The 20,131-nt window shown below is 71.0% G+C and carries 18 protein-coding genes; 14 read left to right on the top strand and 4 right to left on the bottom strand.

Going from position 1 to position 20,131, the window contains the following annotated elements; genetic code table 11:
- The first annotated feature begins 2 nt into the window (after window positions 1–2).
- From TTH_RS04265 to TTH_RS04205, 14 genes are all read left to right on the top strand, one after another.
- Window positions 3–2,606, top strand: coding sequence for an FtsK/SpoIIIE family DNA translocase (locus TTH_RS04265; RefSeq protein ID WP_011228224.1), 2,604 nt, complete (start codon window positions 3–5; stop codon window positions 2,604–2,606).
- A gap of 42 nt (window positions 2,607–2,648) precedes the next feature.
- Window positions 2,649–3,050, top strand: a complete 402-nt coding sequence (speD, locus tag TTH_RS04260; RefSeq protein WP_011172919.1) for an S-adenosylmethionine decarboxylase — start codon at window positions 2,649–2,651, stop codon at window positions 3,048–3,050.
- 11 nt (window positions 3,051–3,061) lie between these two features.
- Entirely contained in the window at window positions 3,062–4,006 is a 945-nt protein-coding gene (gene speE / locus TTH_RS04255; RefSeq protein ID WP_011172918.1) for a polyamine aminopropyltransferase, read from the top strand.
- 130 nt (window positions 4,007–4,136) lie between these two features.
- Window positions 4,137–4,772 (top strand): DsbA family protein, encoded by a 636-nt coding sequence (locus TTH_RS04250; RefSeq protein ID WP_011228223.1) that lies wholly within the window; start codon window positions 4,137–4,139, stop codon window positions 4,770–4,772.
- 42 nt (window positions 4,773–4,814) lie between these two features.
- Entirely contained in the window at window positions 4,815–6,362 is a 1,548-nt protein-coding gene (locus tag TTH_RS04245) for a cation:proton antiporter family protein (protein ID WP_011228222.1), read from the top strand.
- A complete protein-coding gene (locus TTH_RS04240) occupies window positions 6,331–7,065 on the top strand; it encodes a YebC/PmpR family DNA-binding transcriptional regulator (protein ID WP_011172915.1) in 735 nt (244 codons plus the stop codon). Before TTH_RS04245 ends, TTH_RS04240 begins: the two co-directional genes overlap by 32 nt.
- A 289-nt stretch (window positions 7,066–7,354) precedes the next feature.
- Complete coding sequence (locus TTH_RS04235) at window positions 7,355–7,612, top strand: DUF4212 domain-containing protein (RefSeq protein WP_011172914.1); 258 nt, start codon at window positions 7,355–7,357, stop codon at window positions 7,610–7,612.
- Between the two features lie 9 nt (window positions 7,613–7,621).
- Window positions 7,622–9,295: a sodium:solute symporter family protein gene (locus TTH_RS04230; protein ID WP_011228221.1), complete on the top strand. Its 1,674-nt coding sequence runs from the start codon at window positions 7,622–7,624 to the stop codon at window positions 9,293–9,295.
- Window positions 9,296–9,349: 54 nt separating this feature from the next.
- The gene (locus TTH_RS04225) at window positions 9,350–9,703 is read left to right on the top strand and encodes a hypothetical protein (protein WP_011228220.1); all 354 of its coding nucleotides are present in this window, start codon (window positions 9,350–9,352) and stop codon (window positions 9,701–9,703) included.
- Window positions 9,675–11,432: a DUF294 nucleotidyltransferase-like domain-containing protein gene (locus tag TTH_RS04220; protein ID WP_011228219.1), complete on the top strand. Its 1,758-nt coding sequence runs from the start codon at window positions 9,675–9,677 to the stop codon at window positions 11,430–11,432. The genes TTH_RS04225 and TTH_RS04220 overlap by 29 nt, the downstream gene beginning before the upstream one ends.
- Window positions 11,429–11,605: a hypothetical protein gene (locus TTH_RS11335; RefSeq protein ID WP_008632250.1), complete on the top strand. Its 177-nt coding sequence runs from the start codon at window positions 11,429–11,431 to the stop codon at window positions 11,603–11,605. Before TTH_RS04220 ends, TTH_RS11335 begins: the two co-directional genes overlap by 4 nt.
- Window positions 11,602–14,103, top strand: coding sequence for an ATP-binding protein (locus tag TTH_RS04215; RefSeq protein ID WP_011228218.1), 2,502 nt, complete (start codon window positions 11,602–11,604; stop codon window positions 14,101–14,103). The genes TTH_RS11335 and TTH_RS04215 overlap by 4 nt, the downstream gene beginning before the upstream one ends.
- Window positions 14,075–14,437: a response regulator transcription factor gene (locus tag TTH_RS04210; protein WP_011172908.1), complete on the top strand. Its 363-nt coding sequence runs from the start codon at window positions 14,075–14,077 to the stop codon at window positions 14,435–14,437. The genes TTH_RS04215 and TTH_RS04210 overlap by 29 nt, the downstream gene beginning before the upstream one ends.
- The gene (locus TTH_RS04205) at window positions 14,434–16,308 is read left to right on the top strand and encodes a 3'-5' exonuclease (protein WP_011172907.1); all 1,875 of its coding nucleotides are present in this window, start codon (window positions 14,434–14,436) and stop codon (window positions 16,306–16,308) included. Before TTH_RS04210 ends, TTH_RS04205 begins: the two co-directional genes overlap by 4 nt.
- Here TTH_RS04205 and purD read toward each other — a convergent pair.
- From purD to TTH_RS04185, 4 genes are read right to left on the bottom strand one after another with little or no spacing between them, the layout of a single operon-like run.
- Window positions 16,298–17,551: a phosphoribosylamine--glycine ligase gene (purD, locus tag TTH_RS04200; protein ID WP_011228217.1), complete on the bottom strand. Its 1,254-nt coding sequence runs from the start codon at window positions 17,549–17,551 to the stop codon at window positions 16,298–16,300. The two genes, TTH_RS04205 and purD, sit on opposite strands and share 11 nt — an antisense overlap.
- Window positions 17,548–18,435, bottom strand: a complete 888-nt coding sequence (gene purN, locus TTH_RS04195; protein ID WP_164926044.1) for a phosphoribosylglycinamide formyltransferase — start codon at window positions 18,433–18,435, stop codon at window positions 17,548–17,550. Before purN ends, purD begins: the two co-directional genes overlap by 4 nt.
- The gene (locus TTH_RS04190; RefSeq protein WP_011228215.1) at window positions 18,436–19,335 is read right to left on the bottom strand and encodes an MBL fold metallo-hydrolase; all 900 of its coding nucleotides are present in this window, start codon (window positions 19,333–19,335) and stop codon (window positions 18,436–18,438) included.
- A complete protein-coding gene (locus TTH_RS04185; RefSeq protein WP_011172903.1) occupies window positions 19,329–20,123 on the bottom strand; it encodes a fumarylacetoacetate hydrolase family protein in 795 nt (264 codons plus the stop codon). The genes TTH_RS04190 and TTH_RS04185 overlap by 7 nt, the downstream gene beginning before the upstream one ends.
- Window positions 20,124–20,131 lie beyond the last annotated feature (8 nt).

The raw sequence follows: 20,131 nt of genomic DNA, 5'->3' as shown, positions 1-20,131 counted from the left end.
TAATGCCTCTGATGGCCAAGCGAGGCGCGGCCAAGCGCAACAAGCCCAACCGGAGCGGGGAGACCCGGGCCCTCCTCCTCGGCGCCTTCGCCCTCTTCCTGGCCTCGGGCTTCCTCCCGGGGACGGGGGCCGTGGGGGATTTCTTGCGGGAGGCCTTCTACGGGGCCTTGGGGCTTCCCGCCTACCTCACCCCCCTGGGCCTCCTCGCCCTGGCCTACCTCGTCTACCGGGGCCGCCCCCTCAAGGGGTTCCTCCGCCACCTCCTCTTCGCCTACCTGGTGGCCTTCGCCCTCCTTCCCCTCCTGGGGGAGGCGCTGGGGGGACGCCTGGGGGCCGGGATGCGGGCCGGGCTGGAGGCCTGGCTCGGCTGGCCCGGCCTCGCCTTGCCCCTCCTCGCCGCCCTCGCCCTGGTGGACCTCTGGCGGGGAAGGCCCCCTTGGGACCTCCTCCGCCGGGGGCTCGTCCTCGGGGTGGGGCTCGTGCGCCGGGCCCGGCTGGGCCTCCGCCGCCTGGCCCTCAGGCGGCGGCTCGGCCTCCTCGCCCGCCTCTACCCGGAACACACCGCCCTGAAGGCCCTCGCGCAAAGCCTCGCCCCCGAGGAGCTTCCCAAGGTGGAGGAGGCCCTCCGGGACTTCGTGCGGGAGCGGGTGGAGGAGTACGCCAGGAGGATGCGGGAGGACCAAAGGCCCCTGGAGCCCCGCGTCCAGGCCCTCCTCCAGGCCCTGAAGGCCCCCGTGCCCGGGGAAGGCCCCTTGCGGGACGCCCTGGAGGAGCGCCGGGCGGCCCTCCTCCTCGAGGCCTCGGCCCTCGCCGCCCGGATCGCGGCCCTCTCCGCCCTCCCTGCCCTCTCCCCCACCCTTTCCGGCCTGCTCCGCGCCCGGAGGCTAAGGGAGGAGCGGCGCGCCCGCTGGGAGGAGGTGGCGGGGCTTCTGGAGGACCTGGAGGCCCGCTTTGACGAGCTCTCCCGCTGGCTCGCCTTCCTCGAGGCCAACCCCCAAAGGCAGCAGGAAGGCCTCCGGGCCCTCCTCACCCAAAGCCCCCCGCCCGCGCCCGCCCAGGCCCCTGAGCCCGAGCCCGAGGCCTTTGACCTGGACCTCGTCTTCCCCGAGCCGGAAAGGCCCGCCCCCCCGCCTGCGCCTGCCCCCTCCCCGCCCCCCGCGCCCGCCCCGGGCCTGCTCGCCCTCCCCACCCCCGACCTCCTGGACCCCCCCGAGCCCAAGGAGCGGAGCCGGGCTTTGGAGGAGGAGGCCGAGCGGCTCAAGCGCACCATCGCCGAAACCCTCCGGCACTTCGGCGTCCAGGCCGAGGTGGTGGGCCACGCCCGGGGGCCCAGCGTCACCCGGTACGAGATCCTCCCCGCCCCGGGGGAGAAGATCAGCCGGATCCAGAGCCTGCAGAACGACCTGGCCCGGGCCCTGGCGGTGGGGGCGGTGCGGATAGAGGCCCCCATCCCCGGCAAGAACACCGTGGGCCTCGAGGTGCCCAACCCCAAGCGGGAGCTCGTCCGCCTCTCCGAGGCCGTCCTCTCCCCCGCCTTCCAAAACGCCAAAGCCCTCCTCCCCCTGGTCCTGGGGAAGAGCATAGAAGGGGAGATCTGGGTGAAGGACCTCGCCAAAATGCCCCACCTCCTCATCGCCGGCTCCACGGGAAGCGGAAAGAGCGTGGCCATCAACGTCCTCCTCCACAGCCTCCTCTTCAAACACCTGCCCACGACCTTGCGCCTCCTCCTCATTGACCCCAAGATGGTGGAGCTCACCCCCTACGAGGGCATCCCCCACCTGGTCCGCCCCGTGGTCACGAGCCCGGAGGAGGCCGCAGGGGTCCTGCAGGGGGCGGTGGCCCACATGGAACGGCGCTACCGCCTGATGAGCCAGGTGGGGGCCCGGAACCTGGAGCAGTACAACGCCAAGGTGGGGCCCGAGGAGGCCCTGCCCTACCTGGTCATCGTGGTGGACGAGCTCGCCGACCTGATGATGACCGCCCCCAAGGAGGTGGAGGCGGCCATTCTGCGCCTGGCCCAGATGGCCCGGGCCACGGGGATGCACCTCATCCTCGCCACCCAGCGGCCCAGCGTGGACATCCTCACCTCCCTGATCAAGGTGAACATCCCCGCCCGCCTGGCCTTTGCCGTCTCCAGCGGGTTTGACTCCCGCACCATCCTGGACGCCCAGGGGGCGGAAAGGCTCATCGGCCAGGGGGACGCCCTCTTCCACCAACCGGGCCTGCCCAAGCCCGTGCGCCTCCAGGTGCCCTACGTCTCCGAGGAGGAGGTGGCCCGGGTGGCGGGCTTCCTCCGGGGCCAAAGCTACGAGGACCGCTTCGCCGAGGCCTACGGCGCCGACTTTGAGCCCCCGAAGGCCGTGGAGGGGGGAGGGCCGGGGGAGGTGGACTTCTCCGACCCCCTCTTGAAGAAGGCGGCGGAGATCGTGGTGGAGGAGGGGTACGGCTCGGTGAGCCGCCTGCAGAGGCGGCTTTCCATCGGCCACGCCCGCGCGGGGAAGCTCATGGACGCCCTCGAGGCCATGGGCATCGTGGGCCCGCCCCGGGGCTCCAAACCCCGGGAGGTCCTCGTCACCAAGGACCAGCTCAAGGACTTCTTCGGCTAAAGGGCTTGCCCCCCCTCCCCCGGGGGGCTATGATAGGCGCTTGTGGAAACGGTGCCGGGCGGGCGCTGGGTAGCGGAGATCTACGGCTGCGACGTGGACATTTTGGAGGACCCCAAGATGGTGGAGGCGGCCCTCGTGGACGCGGTGATGCGCCTTGGGGCCCCTCGGGATTCGGCCCAGTCGGTGGTGTACAAGTTCCACCCCCAGGGGCTCTCCGCGGCGGTGGTGAGCCCCGTGGCCGCGGTGATGATCCACACCTGGCCCGAGGACAACGCCTCCGCCACCTTGGACCTCTACTTCTACCGGGACGGGGTGGACCCTGAGGAGGTGCTCAAAGGGCTCACCCGGGCCTTCGGGGCCAAGGAGGAGTCCGCCTTCCGCTACTGGCGGGGCACGGAGCACGCCATCAAGCGCCGCGGCTTCGGCGCGGAAAAGGCCGAGTAGAAGGAGGACCTATGGACTACGGGATGTACTTCTTTGAGCACGTCACCCCCTACGAGACCCTGGTGCGGCGGATGGAACGGGTCATCGCCTCGGGCAAGACCCCCTTCCAGGACTACTTCCTCTTTGAGAGCAAGGGCTTCGGCAAGGTGCTCATCCTGGACAAGGACGTCCAGAGCACGGAAAGGGACGAGTACATCTACCACGAAACCCTGGTCCACCCCGCCATGCTCACCCACCCCGAGCCCAAGCGGGTGCTCATCGTGGGGGGCGGGGAGGGGGCCACCTTAAGGGAGGTCCTCAAGCACCCCACGGTGGAGAAGGCGGTGATGGTGGACATTGACGGGGAGCTCGTGGAGGTGGCCAAGCGCCACATGCCCGAGTGGCACCAGGGCGCCTTTGACGACCCGAGGGCCGTCCTCGTCATTGACGACGCCCGGGCCTACCTGGAGCGCACGGAGGAGCGGTACGACGTCGTCATCATTGACCTCACCGACCCCGTGGGGGAGGACAACCCCGCGAGGCTCCTCTACACCGTGGAGTTCTACCGCCTGGTGAAGGCCCACCTGAACCCGGGGGGCGTGATGGGGATGCAGGCGGGGATGATCCTCCTCACCCACCACCGCGTCCACCCCGTGGTCCACCGCACGGTGCGGGAGGCCTTCCGCTACGTGCGGAGCTACAAGAACCACATCCCGGGCTTCTTCCTGAACTTCGGCTTCCTCCTGGCCTCCGACGCCTTTGACCCGGCCGCCTTCTCCGAGGGGGTGATTGAGGCCCGGATCCGGGAGCGTAACCTCGCCCTCCGCCACCTCACCGCCCCCTACCTCGAGGCCATGTTCGTCCTGCCCAAGGACCTCCTCGAGGCCCTGGAGAAGGAGACCATGGTCTCCACCGACCAAAACCCCTTCTACGTCACCCCCGAGGGGGAGGCCCGGCAGGCCCCTTACAAGGGGTAGCCTCTCCGGCAAGGGGTCGCGGGGGGCTCCTTGGGCCAGAACGGCTGGCCCGGGGAAGCCCCCCGGGAACTTTTTCCGGGGGGTGGGACGACGCCCTCCGCGGCCAGGCCGCACGTGGTAGAGTAACCCCATGCCGCGCGCGATCGTTCTCGTGGTGCTGGGACTCGCCCTCCTGGGCCTCGGCTGGATCCTCTGGGGGCCCAAGGGCAAGGCAGGGCTGGACCCGGCGGAAGGGGCCCGTTTCGCCCTGGGGCGGGAGGACGCCCCCGTCGTGGTCGTGGACTTCTCCAACTACCTCTGCCCCCACTGCCAAAACCACGCCCTAAACGTCCTCCCCCGGCTCAAGGCGGAGTACATCGACACGGGGAAGGTGCGCTACCTCTTCCGCGACTTCCCCTTCCCCGGGCAGGCGAACGTGATCCGGGCGAGCGAGGCCGCGGCCTGCGCCGCCGAGCAGGGACGCTACTACGATTACCACGAGGTCCTCTTCCGGGCGGCGGCGGGCTGGGGAAACCTCACGGGGGAGGCCTTGGACCGGTACCTCGTGGACCTGGCGGGCCAGATCGGCCTGGAGGAAGGGGCCTTCGCGGCCTGCCTCGCCTCGGGCCGGCACCGGGAGGAGGTCCTCGCCGACCAGAAGCTCGCCACCGACCTCGGCCTCACCGGCACCCCCACCTTCTTCATCGCCGGGGAAAAGCACACGGGCTTCCTCCCCTACGAGGAGTGGAAGCGGCTCCTGGACGAGGCCTTGGCCAAGGCAGAGTAGCGCCTTAAGGAGGCCGGGAAAGGCGTCTGGTACCCTGAAAGCGTGGAAGCGCTTTGGGTGACCGCCGCCTTCGCCTTGGGCCTCCTGGCGAGCCGCCTCGCCCTCCCCCCCCTCGTGGGCTACCTGGTTGCCGGGTTCCTTCTCGCGGGAACCGGCATCCGGGGGACGGCCTTCCTCCACCAGATCGCCGAGATCGGGGTCCTCCTCCTCCTCTTCAGCGTGGGGCTGAAGCTCCGCCTGAAGGACCTCCTGGACCCCAGGGTCCTCCTCTCGGGGGGCCTCCACCTCGGCCTCTTCGCCACCCTCGCCTTCCTCTACACGAAAAACCTTCCCCTGGCCATCGCCCTCGGCTTCTCCAGCACGGTCCTGGTGGCCAAGGTCCTGGAGGACAAGAAGGAGCTCACCTCCTACCACGGGAGGATCGCCCTCGGGATCCTGGTCTTCCAGGACCTGGTGGCCGTGGGCCTCCTCACCCTCTACGGGGGCGAGGGGGTGAGCCCCTGGGCCGCCCTCGTCCTCCTCTTCCCTCTCCTCCGCCAGGGGGTGGCCTGGCTTCTGGAGAAGAGCGGCCACGAGGAGCTCCTCGTCCTCTTCGGCCTGGGCATGGCCCTGGGAAGCGGCGAGCTTTTCCAGCATGTGGGGCTTTCCCCCGAGCTCGGCGCCCTCTTCACCGGGGCCCTCCTCTCGGGCCACGCCAAGAGCGCCGAGCTCACCAAGGGGCTCTGGTCGCTCAAGGAGGCCTTCCTCGTGGCCTTCTTCCTGGACATCGGCCTGAGGGAGGGGCTTCAGGGCCTTGACCTGGGCCTCGCCGCGGGCCTGACCCTCCTCTCCCTCCTCAAGGCCCCCCTCTTCTTCCTCGTCCTCCTCCTCGTGGGCTACCGGGCCCGCACCGCCTTCGTGGCGGGGATGTACCTGGGCAACCACTCCGAGTTCGCCCTCATCGTGGGGGTGGCCCTGGAGCGGGCGGGCCTTTTCACCGACCTCTCCGCCCTGGCCTTGGCGGTGGCCCTCTCCATGGCCCTGTCCGCCCCGCTCGCCCGTTACAGCCACACCCTATACAAACGCCTAGAGCCCTTCCTCCTCCGCCTGGAGCGCCCGGGGAGCCATCCCGACGCGGAGCCCGAGCGCCTCGAGGGCACGGTGCTCGTGGTGGGCATGGGGCGGACGGGGGACGCCGTCTACCGGGTCCTCGAGGCCCAAGGGGAGTCCCCCGTGGGCCTGGACGCCGACCCCGCCAAGGTGGAAAGGCACCGGGAAAAGGGGCGCCGGGTCCTCTACGGCGACGCCGAGGACCCGGAGCTCTGGGAAAGGCTGGACCTCAGGGGGCTCAAGGCCGTGGTCCTCGCCCTGCCGGACCTGGAGGCCAAGGCCCTCGCCGCCCGCTGGCTCAAGGAGCGGGGCTTCCAGGGGCTTGTGGCCGCCACCAGCTACTTCCCCGAGGAGGACCCCGTGCTGGCCCAGGAAGGGGCCCACCTCATCTTCCATCCGTTCCAAGAAGCGGGGGAAAGGCTTGGGGAGCGGGTCCTGGAGAGCCTCGCTATAATGGGTAAGGTGAACTATGGCCGGTCACAGCAAATGGGCTCAGATTAAGCGCAAGAAGGCCGCGAACGACCTGAAGCGCGGCAAGCTCATCTCCAAGCACCTGCGGGCCATCCAGGCGGCGGCCCGCGCCGGGGGAAGCCCTTACCCCGAGGCCAATGTCCAGCTGAGAAACGCCATTGAGGCCGCCCGGGCCGACGACGTGCCCATGGAGAACATTGAGCGCCTCCTGCAGAAGCTCCAAGGCGGCGGGGAAGGCGCCGAGCAGTACGAGGAGATCGTCTACGAGGGGTACGCCCCCGGCGGGGTGGCCCTTCTGGTCTACGCCCTCACCGACAACCGCAACCGCACCGCAAGCGAGGTGCGCCACGTCTTCAGCAAGCACGGGGGCTCCCTGGGCACCACGGGGAGCGTGGCCTGGCAGTTTGAGCGGCGGGGCGTGGTCGTCTGTGAGAACACCGAGGCGGCCCAGGAGGCGGCCATTGAGCTCGGCGCCCTGGACCTGGAGGAGGAAGGGGAAAACCTCACCGTCTACACCGAGCCCACGGAGGCCTACCGGATCGCCGAGGCCCTGAAGGCCAAGGGGGTGCGGGTGGAGGCGGTGGAGGTGGTGCAGCACCCCCAGAACACCGTCGCCCTCCCCCCGGAGGAAGCCCAGAAGGTGATGCGGCTCGTGGAGGCCCTGGAAGACCTGGACGACGTCCAGCACGTCTACACCAACCTGGACCCCGAGAGCCTCCAGGTAGAGGCTTAAGCCCCCCTGCCCGGGCTCCGCAACACGGAACCCTGGCTAAGGGGCCCGGGGACTTTTTGCCGGGGCCCCCATGCGGGCAGAAGTCGGCATGGGGTGGTCCAAGACCCCCGAGGCCCCCGCACGGGGGCTTCGGTGTGGAAAGCAAAACCGCCCCTTTTGCGCATAGCCGCAAAAGGGGCTTTTCTTGACCGCCTCCCTCACCCTGCCCTAAGCTTCCCCTAACCGCGAGGAAGGGCGCCTCACCTATGGGGAAAAACCCTAAGGCGTTTCCTCGCGGGGGGAGGAGCTTATGGACCGGGAGCACCTGGAAGCGTATTGGGCCAAGAACCTAAGCCTTATCCGGAACCTCCTCGTGGTCTGGGCGGTGGTGGCCTACGTGCTGGGCATCCTCCTCGCCCCCGCCCTGAACGGCATCCGCCTCTTCGGCGGGCCACCCTTGGGCTTCTGGATCGCCCAGCAGGGGAGCATCTGGGTGTTCATCGTGCTGATCTTCGTCTACGCGGCCAGGATGCAGGCCTTGGACCGGGAGTACGGCGTGGCGGACTAGGAGGGAACCATGAGCGTTGAGGCGTGGACCTGGACCATCGTCATCCTGAGCTTCGCCCTCTACCTCGGGATCGGCTACTGGGCCCGGGTGCGGGAAACGGCGGGCTTCTACGTGGCGGGCCGCGGCGTGCCCCCTGTGGCCAACGGGGCCGCCACCGCCGCCGACTGGATGTCGGGGGCAAGCTACATCTCCATGGCGGGCCTCATCAGCTTCCTGGGCTTTGACGGGGCCGTCTACCTCATGGGCTGGACGGGGGGGTACGTGCTCCTCGCCCTCCTCCTCGCCCCCTACCTCAGGAAGTTTGGCCGTTACACCGTGCCCGAGTTCATCGGGGACCGGTACTACTCCAACCTGGCCCGGGTGGTGGCGGTGATCGCCGCCATCTTCGTCTCCTTCGTGTACGCCGTGCCCCAGGTCCGAGGTGTGGGCATCGTCCTCTCCCGCTACCTGGGGGTGGACGTGGCCACGGGGATCTGGGCGGCGGTGCTGGTCACCGCCTTCATCGCCGTGCTGGGCGGGATGAAGGGGATCACCTGGACCCAGGTGGCCCAGTACGTGGTCCTCATCACCGCCTACCTCATCATGGGCATCGCCCTCGCCAACCTCCTCACCGGCAACCCCATCCCCCAGCTCGCCTTCACCTTCAGCGACTTCGCCGTGCGGCTGAGCGAGCTCCAGGTGGAGCTGGGCTTCAAGGAGTACGTCGCCCCCTTCCAGAACCTCTCCGCCCTCAACGTCTTCCTCATCACCCTGACCCTGATGGTGGGGACGGCGGGCCTGCCCCACGTGATCATCCGCTTCTACACGGTGCCCAAGGCCTCCGACGCCCGCTGGAGCGCGGGCTGGGCCCTGGTCTTCATCGGCCTCCTCTACACCACCGCCCCCGCCGTGGCCGTCTTCTCCAAGTACAACCTCCTGAACACCCTGGCCAACAAGCCCGTGGAGGAGGTGCGCCAGATTGACTGGGTCCAGAAGTGGGAGCAGACGGGTCTCCTGAAGCTTCAGGACAAGAACGGGGACGGCATCTTGCAGATGAGCGGGGACCCGCAGGTCAACGAGGTGACCATAGACCGGGACATCATCGTCCTTTCCACCCCGGAGGTGGCCAAGCTCTCCCCCTTCATCGTGGGCCTGGTGGCCGCAGGGGGCCTGGCCGCGGCGCTTTCCACGGCGGCGGGGCTCCTCATCGTCATCGCCAGCGCCATCAGCCACGACCTCTACACCCGGCTCATCAACCCAGGCGCCTCCGAGGCCACCAAGCTCCTCATCGCCCGGGTGATCATCTTCCTCGTGGTGGTCTTGGCGGCGCCCTTCGGCATCAACCCGCCCGCCTTCATCGCCCAGCTCGTGGCCTTCGCCTTCGGGCTCGCCGCGAGCACCTTCTTCCCCGCCATCCTCCTCGGGATCTTTGACCGGCGGATGAACATGCAGGGGGCGGTGGCCGGGATGATCGTGGGGCTGGTCTTCACCGCCAGCTACATCATCGGCACCAAGTACCTGGGCTGGCCCAACTTCATCCTCGGCATCACCGCCGAAGGCATCGGCGCCATCGGGATGCTCCTCAACTTCGTGGTGGCCTACCTGGTCTCCCGGGCCACGCCGCCGCCTCCCGAAGAGATCCAGCGCCTGGTGGACGAGATCCGCATCCCCAAAGGGAGCGCGGGCTCGGCCCTGGAGCACTAAGCCTGAGGGAAGGCCCCATCCCGGGAAGCCGGGATGGGGTTTTAAACTGAGGCCATGCCCCTTCTTTACCTAAGGTTCTACCTCGGAAGCCTCTCCTTTCTCTTCGCCTTCTACCTCCTCGGCCACTACCTCTTGGGTTTCCCCTTCCCCACGCCCACCACCCTCCTCCACCTGGCCCTCGGGGCGGGGGCGGGGGTGGGGCTTGGGGCGCTTTACCACCGGGTATGGCCCCTCCCCCCTCCTGGGCTTGGCCGGGTGGTGCGGCTTTTCGTCCTCCTCCCCCCCGCCTTCATGCTGGGCATCGGCCTCCTCGTCCTCCTCCAGGCCCAGGTGGCCCTGCCCTACCTGGTGCCCCTCCTGGCCTGGCTCACTCCCGACTATGGAAAGGCCCCTTCCTCCACCCCTTGACGCCCTCCCCGAGGAGGCGGCCCGGGCCTTCCTCGCCCGGGGGGAGGAGGTCGTGGCCGAGGAGGGGGAGGTCCTCCTCGAGGCCCAAGGCCCCCCCGCGACCCACCTCTACCTGGTCCTCGAGGGGGAGGTGGCCCTGGAGGAAGAGGGCGAGGAGGTGGAGCGGCTTGGCCCCGGGAGCTTCTTCGGCTACCCCTCCCTGCTCTCCGGGGCGAGCCCCGTCTTCACCGTGCGGGCCAGGGGGAAGACCCGCCTCCTCCGCTTCCCCAAGGAGGCCTTTGAGGCCCTCCTCGCCTACCCCGAGGCGGCCCGCTTCTTTGGCCGGGGGGTGGCGGAGCGCCTCCGGCTGCGGCCGGAGAGGGTCCTGGAGCCGGGCCTCGCCCGGCCCGTGGGGGAGCTGGTGCAGCGCCCCCCCGTCTTCGTGGACCCCACCGCCTCCGTGGAGGAGGCGGCCCGGCGCATGCGGGAGGAGGGGATCTCCAGCCTCCTCGTCCGGGGGGAGCCCCTGGGCATCCTCACGGACCGGGACCTGAGGAACCGGGTCCTGGCCGAGGGGCTTCCCCCCTCCACCCCGGTGGGCCAGGTGGCCACCCGGCCCACCTTCACCCTCCCCGCCGACACCCCCCTCCTGGAGGCGGTGGCCGCCATGCTGGAGCGCCGGATCCACCACCTCCCCCTCACCCGGGGGGAGGAGGTGGTGGGGGTGGTCACCCACACGGACCTCCTCGCCCACCAGGCGCAAAGCCCCCTGGCCCTCCTCCGGCGGGTGGAACGGCTGGAGCTCGCCCGCTACGGGGAGGAGGTGGCCCGGCTGGTGGCGGGCCTGTTCCAGGCGGGGGTCCCCGCCTTGGAGATCGGGCGGGTGGTGGCGGGGCTGAACGACGCCCTGATCCGCCGCCTCCTCCAGGAGGCGGAGCGGACCTTGGGCCCCCCGCCCGTCCCCTACGCCTTCTTCGTCTTCGGCTCCGAGGGCAGGAAGGAACAGGCCCTCCTCACCGACCAGGACAACGCCCTGGCCCTCGCCGAGGAGGGGCACGAGGCCTACTTCCAGGCCCTGGCCGAGCGGGTGGTGGAGGGGCTCGTGGCGGCGGGCATCCCCCCCTGCCCCGGGGGGTACATGGCCACCCGCTGGCGCTTAAGCCTTGCCCGCTGGCAGGAGGTCTTCGCCCGCTGGATGGAGGCCCCCGAGCCCCAGGCCCTCCTGGACGCCCAGATCTTCTTTGACCTCCGCCCCGTGGGAGGGAGCCTCTCCTTGGCGGCGTTGGAGCGGCTCATCCAGGAGAAGGCCAAGGCCGGGGTCTTCCTCTACCACCTGGCCCAGGCGGCCCTCGCCTTCCGCCCGCCCTTGGGCCTCTTCGGCCGGGTGCGCACGGAGGAGGGGTTTATTGACCTCAAGCGGCACGCCCTCGCCCCCATCGTGAGCCTCGCCCGGGTCTACGCCCTCATGGCGGGAAGCCCCGCGCGGCGCACCCCGGAGCGGCTTAAGCAGGGGGCGGAGAAGGGGGCCGTGAGCCTGGAGCTCGCCGAGAGGCTGGAGGAGGCCTACGCCTTCTTCTTCCACCTCCGCCTCAAGGCCCAGCTCCAGGCCCTGAAAGAGGGCAGGCCCCCGGGCAACCGCGTGGTCTACAAGGCCCTCTCCCCCCTGGAAAGGCGCCGGGCCCTCGAGGGGTTCCGCGCCATCCTCGAGGCCCAGGAGGCCCTGGCCCTCCGCTTCCAGATCCGGCTATGAAGGCGCGAAGCCTGGCCCTCTTCCTCCTCGGCCTCCTCCTCTTCGCCTCCCCCTTCGCCCTCTTCTTCCCCGAGCCTTTAGGGCCCTGGGGGCTCCCGCCCTTCTACCTCTACCTCTTCCTCGCCTGGGCAGGGTTCGTCCTCCTCCTCTTCCTCAACGCCAGGAGGCCATGAGCCCGGAAGCCCTCCTCGCCGGCCTCTTCCTTTACCTGGGCCTCCTCTTCCTCCTCGCCCGCCTGGGGGAAGAGCGGGGAGGGCGCCTCTTCCAAAGCCCCTGGACCTACACCCTCTCCCTGGGGGTCTACGCCACCGCCTGGACCTTCTTCGGCAGCGCCGGCTGGGCCGCCACCTCGGGACCCCTCTTCCTCACCATCTACCTGGGGCCCACCCTGGCCCTGGCCCTCTGGCCCCTTCTCCACCTGCGCCTTCTGCGCCTGGCCCGGGCCCACCGCCTCACCTCCTGGGCCGACTTCCTCTACCTGCGCTACGGCCGGGACCCCCTCTTGGGGGCGGTGGCCGCGGGGTTTCTCGTCCTGGGCCTCCTCCCCTACCTCGCCCTCCAGCTCAAGGCCATCGCCCAGGCCTTCCTCTTCCTGAGTGGGGAGGCGCGCCCCCTGGGGGACGTGGCCCTCTACACCGCCCTCCTCCTCGCCTTCTTCACCATCCTCTTCGGCACCCGCCGCCTGGACCCCACGGAGCGGCACCGGGGCCTGGTCCTGGCCGTGGCCTTTGAGGGGGGGGTGAAGCTCTTCGCCATGCTGGCCCTGGGCCTTTACGCCCTCCTTGGGCACGGGGCCGAGCCCTTCCGCGAGGCCGTCCGCCGGGGCCTTGACCCCCTCCTCCTTCCCCCCCAGGGCCTCGAGGGCCACCTGGCCTGGACCGGCCTCACCTTCCTCGCCCTCCTCGCCTTCCTCTTCCTCCCCCGGCAGTTCCACGTGGCCGTGGTGGAAAACACGGACGAGCGCCACCTGGCCCTGGCCTCCTGGGCCTTCCCCCTCTACCTCCTCCTCCTGAACCTGCCCATCCTGCCCCTGGCCCTCCTGGGCCGCCTGCACCACCCGGAGGTGCCCCCCGACCTCTACGTCCTCGCCGTGGCCCGGGAGGGCGGCGCGGCCCTGGCCTTCCTCGCCTTTTTGGGCGGGGTCTCGGCGGCCACGGCCATGGTGGTGGTGGAGACCCTCGCCCTCTCCATCCTCGTCTCCCACCACCTCCTCGCCCCCCTCCTCCTCCGCCGCCAAGCCCTCGGGCACCTCCTCCTCTTCCGGCGGGGCACGGTCCTCGCCGTCCTCCTCCTCGCCTACCTCTACTTCCGCCTGGCGGGGGAGGCCTACGCCCTGGTGGGCATGGGGCTCATCTCCTTCGTGGCCGTGGCCCAGCTCGCCCCGGCGGGGCTTCTCGGCCTCTTCTGGCAGGGGAGCACCCGGGAAGGGGCCCTCGCGGGCCTTTTCGGGGGCATCCTGGTCTGGGCCTACACCCTCCTCCTGCCCGCCCTCGTCCGCTCCGGGTGGCTCCCCCAGGACCTCTTCGCCGCCCTTCCCTCCTTCCTCCACCCGGAGGGGCTTTTTGGGGTGCGGGGGCTTGACCCCGTGGTCCACGGCTTCCTGGCGAGCCTCCTCGCGAACACGGGGCTCCACCTCCTCGTCTCCTTGCGGCAACCCCCCTCCCCGCCGCCCTCCGGCCGGGCCGGGGAGGAGGAGGCCCTGGCCGACCTCCTGGAGAGGTTCCTGGGCCCCGAGGCCCGGGAAAGCCTAAAGGCCTACGCGAGGAGCCTCAAGGGGCCAGATAAAGCGGAGCGCCTCGCCGAGCGGGCGGAGGCCCTCCTCGCCGGGGCCCTGGGGCCCGCCACCGCCCGCCTCCTCCTCCTCTCCGCCACCCGGGAGGTCCCCAGGGAGGCGGTGGAGGCGGCGGCCCGGGAGTCGCAACGGGTGCGGGCCTATGCTCAGGCCCTGGAGGCCGCCCGGCGCGAACTGGAGGCCGCCTACCGGCGCCTTGAGGAGATGGACCGCCTGAAGGACGAGTTCCTCGCCACCGTCTCCCACGAGCTCAAGACCCCCCTCACCGCGGTGAGGGCCCTGGCGGAGATTCTGGCCCAGGAGGAGGTGGGGGAGGAGGAAAGGCGGCGCTTCACCGCCCTCCTCGCCCAGGAGGCGGCCCGCCTCTCCCGGCTCGTGGAGGAGATCCTGGCCTACACCCGCCTGGAGGCCCGCCCCGAGGAGCCCCCGGCCCCCGTGGACCTGGAGGCCCTGGCCCGGGAGGCCCTGGCCCTTTCGGAGCCCCTGGCCCGGGAGCGGGGCCTCCGCCTCGAGGCCCGGCTCCAGCCCCTCCGGGTCCGGACCCACCGGGACCGGGCCCTCCAGGTCCTCCTCAACCTCCTCGCCAACGCCCTGCGCCACGCCCGAAGCCGGGTGGTCCTGGAGCTTCGCGCGGAAGCGGGGGAGGCCCGCTTCCGCGTGGTGGACGACGGCCCCGGGGTCCCCGAGGCCCTGAGGGAACACATCTTCGCCCCCTTCCAGAGCTACGCCGGGGGGACGGGCCTGGGCCTCGCCATCGCCCGGAGGCTCTCGGAGGCCCTGGGCGGGCGGGTCTTTTTGGAAGACGGGGAAGGCGGGGTCTTCGTCTTCGCGTTACCCTTGGAGGGAGACCATGGCCGAGGTGCTGATCGTGGACGATGAGGAAAGCATCCTGGTTCCCCTGGAGTTTCTCTTTCGCAAGGCCGGGCACCGGGTGGAGCTGGCGAGGACGGGGGAGGAGGCCCTAAGCCGCCTCGCCGAGAGGCCCTACGCCCTCGTGGTCCTGGACCTCATGCTCCCCGGGGTGGACGGGTTCCAGGTCCTCGAGGCCCTCAAGGCCCGCACCCCCGCCCCCAAGGTCCTGGTCCTCACCGCCAGGGGGCGGGAGGCGGACCGGGCCAAGGCCCTGGCCTTGGGGGCGGACGCCTTCCTGGCCAAACCCTTCGGCGTCCAGGACCTCATGGCGGAGGCGCGCCGCCTCCTGGAGGAAGGATGAACGCCCTCCGCTTCCTCGGCGCCCTCCTCCTCGGCCTCCTCCTGGTGGCGGGAAGCCTCGCCCTCGGCCTCTTCCTCCTCCTGGAGGGCAACCCCGAGGCCCAGGCCGCCCTCTGGGAAGCGGTGCGGGCCCGGCCCATGGTGCCCCTCTTCACGGGCCTCCTCCTCCTGGGGGCGCTCTCCCTCCTCCTCTACCCGCCCTTCCTGGGCTACCTGGCCCTGACCCGGGCCTTGGGGCAGGAAAGCGAGGTGCTCCTCGCCCACCCCGGGCACCGCCTCACCCCCCGGGGGCCTTGGGAGCTGCGCCACCTGGCCCGGCTCATCAACCGGCTGGCGGAGGAAAAGGAGAGGCTGGAGCAAAGGCTTGAGGAGGAGGCGGCCCAGGCCAAGGACCTGGTGGAGGCGGAGCGGGAGCGCCTCGCCCGGGTCCTGGCCCAGCTCCCCCAGGGGGTGGTGCTCTCGGACGAGCGGGGGCTCGTCCTCCTCTACAACCCCAAGGCCCGGGCCCTTCTGGGGGAGGGGCTCGGGGTGGGGAAAAGCCTCTTCGGCCTCCTGGACCGGTCCCTCCTCCTCCACGCCCAGTCCCTGCCCCAGGCCGCCTTCCTGGTCCAGGGCCCCAAGGGGCCTTTGCGCCTGAAGGCGCGGGCTTTGGAGGAGGGGTTTCTCCTTCTCCTGGAGGAGGCCCTCCCCGAGGGGCCGAGCCGGGAGCGGCTCCACCGCCTCAAGGACAAGGCGGCGGGGGTCCGGGCCCTGGTGGAGGTGCTGGAAAGGGAGACCACCGGGGAGGCGAAGCGGCTTCTCCAGGTGGCCCGGGAGGCCCTGGACGAGATCCAAGGCCTCCTCCAGGACCTCGCCCCAAGCCCCCACGAGGAGGTGCTGGCCCAAGACCTCCTCCGCCTTTTGGCGGGCCGCCTGGAGGCGCGGCTCGCCCTCACCCCCGGGTGGGCCCTGGACCCGGAGGCGGAAGGGCTTCTCGTCCAGGCGGACACCTTCGCCCTGGCGGAGGGGCTCGCCAAGACCTTGGAGGGCACGGAGGAGGTCTTCCTCCGGGGAGAGGCCGAGGGGGAGGGGCTCTTCCGGCTCACCGTCCTCCTTCCCCGGGAAGCCCCCAGGCCCCACCCCCTCCTCGCCGAGGCCGCCGAGGCCACGGGAAGCCTTTGGCGGGAGGGAAGCCGGCTCGTCCTTCTCCTCCCCGCCCGCAAAGCGCCCCCCGAGGCCTTAAAAGAAGCCCCCGCCCCCAGGGCCCTGGTCTACGACCTCACCCTCCTCCAGGTGCCGCCGGGCCTCGAGGACGTCCCCCTGGACCAGCTCCTCTACACCGCCTTTGACCTGGAAACCACGGGCCTGGACCCCGAGCAAGACGCCGTGGTGGCCCTCGCCGGGGTCCACGTCCTGGGCCGGAGGGTCCTGCGGCAGGAGGTGTTTGAGGCCCTGGTGAACCCGGGGCGCCCCATCTCCCCCGCGGCCACGGCGGTCCACGGCCTCACGGCGGAGATGCTCCGGGACAAGCCCCCCCTGGAGGCGGTCCTCCCCGCCTTCCGCGCCTTCGTCCAGGACACGGTGCTCGTGGCCCACAACGGGGCCTTTGACCTGGCCTTCCTGCGCCGGGCGGGCCTGGACCAGCCCCCCCTCCTGGACACCCTCCTCCTCGCCCAGCTCCTCTTCCCCGACCTCAAGGACTACCGCCTCGAGGCCCTGGCCCACCGCTTCGGCGTCCCCGCCACCGGGCGGCACACCGCCCTGGGCGACGCCCTGATGACGGCGGAGGTCTTCGTGAGAATGCAGCCCCTCCTCTTTGAGCGGGGGCTTAAGCGGCTATGGGACGTGGTGGAAGCCTGCCGCCGCCTCCCCTTGGCCCGGCTCAGGTACTGAGCCGGGCGAGGGCCCTTCGGCCGATGTCCCTCCGGTACACCGCCCCGGGGAAGCCCACCTGGGGGATGTAGGCGTAGGCCCGCTCCAGGGCCTCCTTGAGGTCCCTCCCCAGGCCCACCACGTTCAAGACCCGCCCCCCGGCGCTCACCAGGCGCCCCCCTTCCCGCCGCGTCCCCGCGTGGAAGACCAAGACCCCCTCCGGGGGCTCGGGGACGTGGAGGGGGATCCCCTTCCTGGGGCTTTCGGGGTAGCCTGGGGCGGCGAGGACCACGCAGGCGGCCGCCCCCTCCTTCCAGGAAAGCCTCGTCCCCGCAAGCCTCCCCTCGGCCACCCTCAGGGCGAGCTCCACCAGGTCGTTCTCCAAAAGGGGCAGGAGCGCCTGGGCCTCGGGGTCGCCGAAGCGGGCGTTGAACTCCAGGACCTTGGGGCCCTCCCGGGTGAGCATGAGGCCGGCGTAGACCACCCCCCGGTAGACCACCCCCTCCGCCCGGAGGCCCCGGACGAGGGGCCCGAGGATCTCCTCCTCCACCCGCCTCAGGGTGGCCTCGTCCATGGGGTAAGGGGCCACGGCCCCCATCCCCCCCGTCATGGGGCCCTGGTCCCCGTCCAAAAGGCGCTTGTGGTCCTGGGAAGGGAGGAGGGGGAGGATCGTCTCGCCGTCGGTGAGGGCGAGGACCGTGGCCTCCTCCCCCTCCAGGTACTCCTCTACGACCACCTCCCCCCCCTCGGCCCGGTTCAGGATGTTGGCCACGGCCTGCTTGGCCTGGTGCAGGTCAAAGGCCACCGTGACCCCCTTTCCCGCGGCAAGCCCCGAGTCCTTGACCACCACGGGCACCCCCACCTCCTCCAGGTACGCCAGGGCCTCCAGGGGCTCCCGGAAGACCCGGTAGCGGGCCGTGGGGATGCCGTAGCGCTCCATCAGGCCCTTGGCGAAGGCCTTGGAGCCCTCAATCATGGCCGCCTTCTGCGTGGGGCCGAAGAGCAATAGCCCCCGGGCCTGGAAGGCGTCGGCGATCCCCTCCACCAGGGGGGCCTCCGGGCCCACCAGGGTGAGGTCTATGCCCTCGGCCAGGGCCCAGTCCGCCAGGGCCTCCACGTCGCCGTTCCAGGGGACGAGCTCGGCCAGGGCCTCCATCCCGGCGTTTCCGGGGGCGGCGTAAAGCCGCTTCACCCTTGGGCTTTGGGCCGCCTTCCAAAGGAGGGCGTGCTCCCGCCCCCCGCTGCCCACCACGAGGACCTTCATGGTGAGGATTCTACCCGCAACGCCTCCTCCACCCGGGCCCGGACCTCCCCGGGAAGCCCCGCCACCTCCTCCAGGAGGACGGGGCTGGGCTCGGCGAGGAGGTGGGCGGCGAGGAAGGCGCCCCGCCCCCACTCCCCCCCTTGCCCCAGGAAGGCGGGGCCCACCAGCGCCTCCTGCCCCCAAGCGCGAAGGAGGGCCCAGGCCCTGAGGTACAGGGGCTTTTCCCGCGGGGAGAGGGCCAGGAAGGCCCCCGCCGCCTCCCGCCCAAGCCGGGCCTCGAGGTCCGGGGGCGGGGGGAAGGCGAGCCCCCGGAGGAGGAGGCGGACGGCCTTGGGGTAAAGCCTATGCTCCAGGCGGAGGACGCGGGCCTCCAAGGCCTCCGGCGTGTCCCCCGGAAGGACGGGCACCCGCCCCTGGAGGAGGATGGGCCCCGTGTCCATCCCCTGGTCCACGAAGTGGACGGTGGAGCCCGTCTCCCTCTCCCCCGCCTCCAGGACCCGGCGGTGGACGTGAAGCCCCGGGTAGTCGGGGAGGAGGGAGGGGTGGACGTTGAGGAGGCGGCCGTACCAGGGCTCCACGAACCGGGGGGAGAGGAGGCGCATGAAGCCCGCGAGGAGGACGAGGTCCACCCCCCTCGCCGCCAAAAGCCCCAAGGCCTCCTCCTCAAAGGCCCGCCGCCCCCGCCAGGGGAGGGCCAGGGCCTCTACCCCCCGCCTCCTTGCCCGCTCCAGGGCCAGGGCCTCGGGGTTGTCGGAGACCACCAGGACCACCTCCCCCAAGGGGTGCCCTTTGGGGAAGGCCTGGAGGAGGGCCTCGAGGTTCGTCCCCCTCCCGGAGGCGAAGACGGCCATCCGGGCGGGCCGCCCCAAGGGAAAGGGCGTCACCTAACCCTCCAAGGCCTCCGGGTGGTGCTTCCGCCAGTAGCGCACGAGGCCCTGGAGGTTCATGAAGGGGGGGTCGGCGAGGGCGTAAAGCCGCATGCCCGCCTCGTCCACCCCGGCCCCCCTAAGGCCCTCGTGCCAGTAGGCCTCAAAGCGCCGGACCATCTCCTCCTCGGAAAGCCCCTCCTTCAGGCGGTGAAGCACCCAGCCCGCCCAGGCCTCCAGGACCCCCTTGAGCCCCTGGAGGTGGGCCTCCACGTCCTCGTAGGCCCCGAAGTGGGTGAGGTAGAGGGCCTTGGGCCTTAAGGAGAGGAGGCGGTCCAAGGAGGCGTACCAGCTTTCCAGGTGGATGTCCGGGGGCGGGGTGGGCGGGAGGACGGGCCCGGGGGCGATCCGCACCCCGGCCACGTCCCCGGTGAAGACGAGGTCCCCCACCCGGTAGGCGTGGTGGTGGGAAGCGTGCCCCGGGGTCTCCACCGCCTGGACCTCGAGGCCGCCCAGGGCCACCACCTCCCCGTCGGCGAGGGGGCGCACCCTCTCCTCCGGGATCCCCCGGACCTCGCCCCAGAGGGCCCTAAGCTGGTCCCCGTAGATCCTCTCCGCCGAAGCGAGGAGCCTGGAGGGGTCCACCAGGTGGGGGGCGCCCCTGGGGTGGACGTAGACCGTGGCCCCAAGCTCCGCCAAGCGCCAGGCCGCCCCCGCGTGGTCCAGGTGGATGTGGGTCACGAAGACGTGGCGCACCTCCTCGGGGGCCACCCCCTCCGCCCGCAGGGCCTCCACAAGCCGCGGGTAGCAGCTTTCCGGCCCCGTCTCCACGAGGACGGGCCCCTCCCCGGAGTCCAGGAGAAAGCTCGCGATGACCCGCTCCGCCCCCTGGAAGCGGAGGTCCAAGACCTTCACCACGGCCTCTCCTCCTTGGGCCCGATGAGGGTGAAGAGGGTTCCCACGCCCTCCACGGCCACCTCCAGCCGGTCCCCGGGCCTCAGGGCCCCCACGCCCTCGGGGGTCCCGGTGAGGACCACGTCCAAAGGCTCCAGGGTCATGAAGGTGGAGATGTAGGAGAGGATCTCGGCCACGCTGAAGATCATCTGGGAGGTGTGGCCTTCCTGCCGCAGCGTCCCGTTCACGTAGGTGCGCACCCAGGTGTCCTGGGGGTTGAGGTCCGTCTCCAGCCAGGGGCCCAAGGGCAGGAACTTGTCGGCGCTCTTGGCCCGGACCCACTGCAGGTCCTTCTTCTGCACGTCCCGGGCGGTGATGTCCACGGCCACGGTGTAGCCCAGGACGTGGTCCAGGGCCTTCTCCGGGGGGACATGGCGCATCCTGTCCCCGACGACCACGGCAAGCTCCCCCTCGTAGTGGAGCTCCTCGGTGAAAAAGGGGTAGGGGACGGGCTCGGCGGTGCCCCAAGGGTCCCTGGGGTTCCCGGGCCGGGCCAGGGCGTTGGGCCCCTTGAGGAAGAGGCCGGGCTCCTTGGGCAGGTCCTCCCCGAAGTCGTGCCCCATCTCCCGGATGTGCTCCCGGTAGTTCCGCCCCACGCAGACGATCTTGGTGGGCGTGGCCGGGGGCAGCAGGGTGACGGAGGCCAGGTCGTACCGCCTTCCCGTGGGGTTCCCCCCGGGGCCGTCCGTCTCCAGGACGAGCTCGCCCTCGAGGACCCCCCACCTCCCCTCGTTGAAGCGCAGGATCTTCATGCCCCTAA

Source organism: Thermus thermophilus HB8, from assembly GCF_000091545.1.
GTDB lineage: Bacteria > Deinococcota > Deinococci > Deinococcales > Thermaceae > Thermus > Thermus thermophilus.
This window is presented reverse-complemented; position numbering and strand designations above follow the sequence as displayed.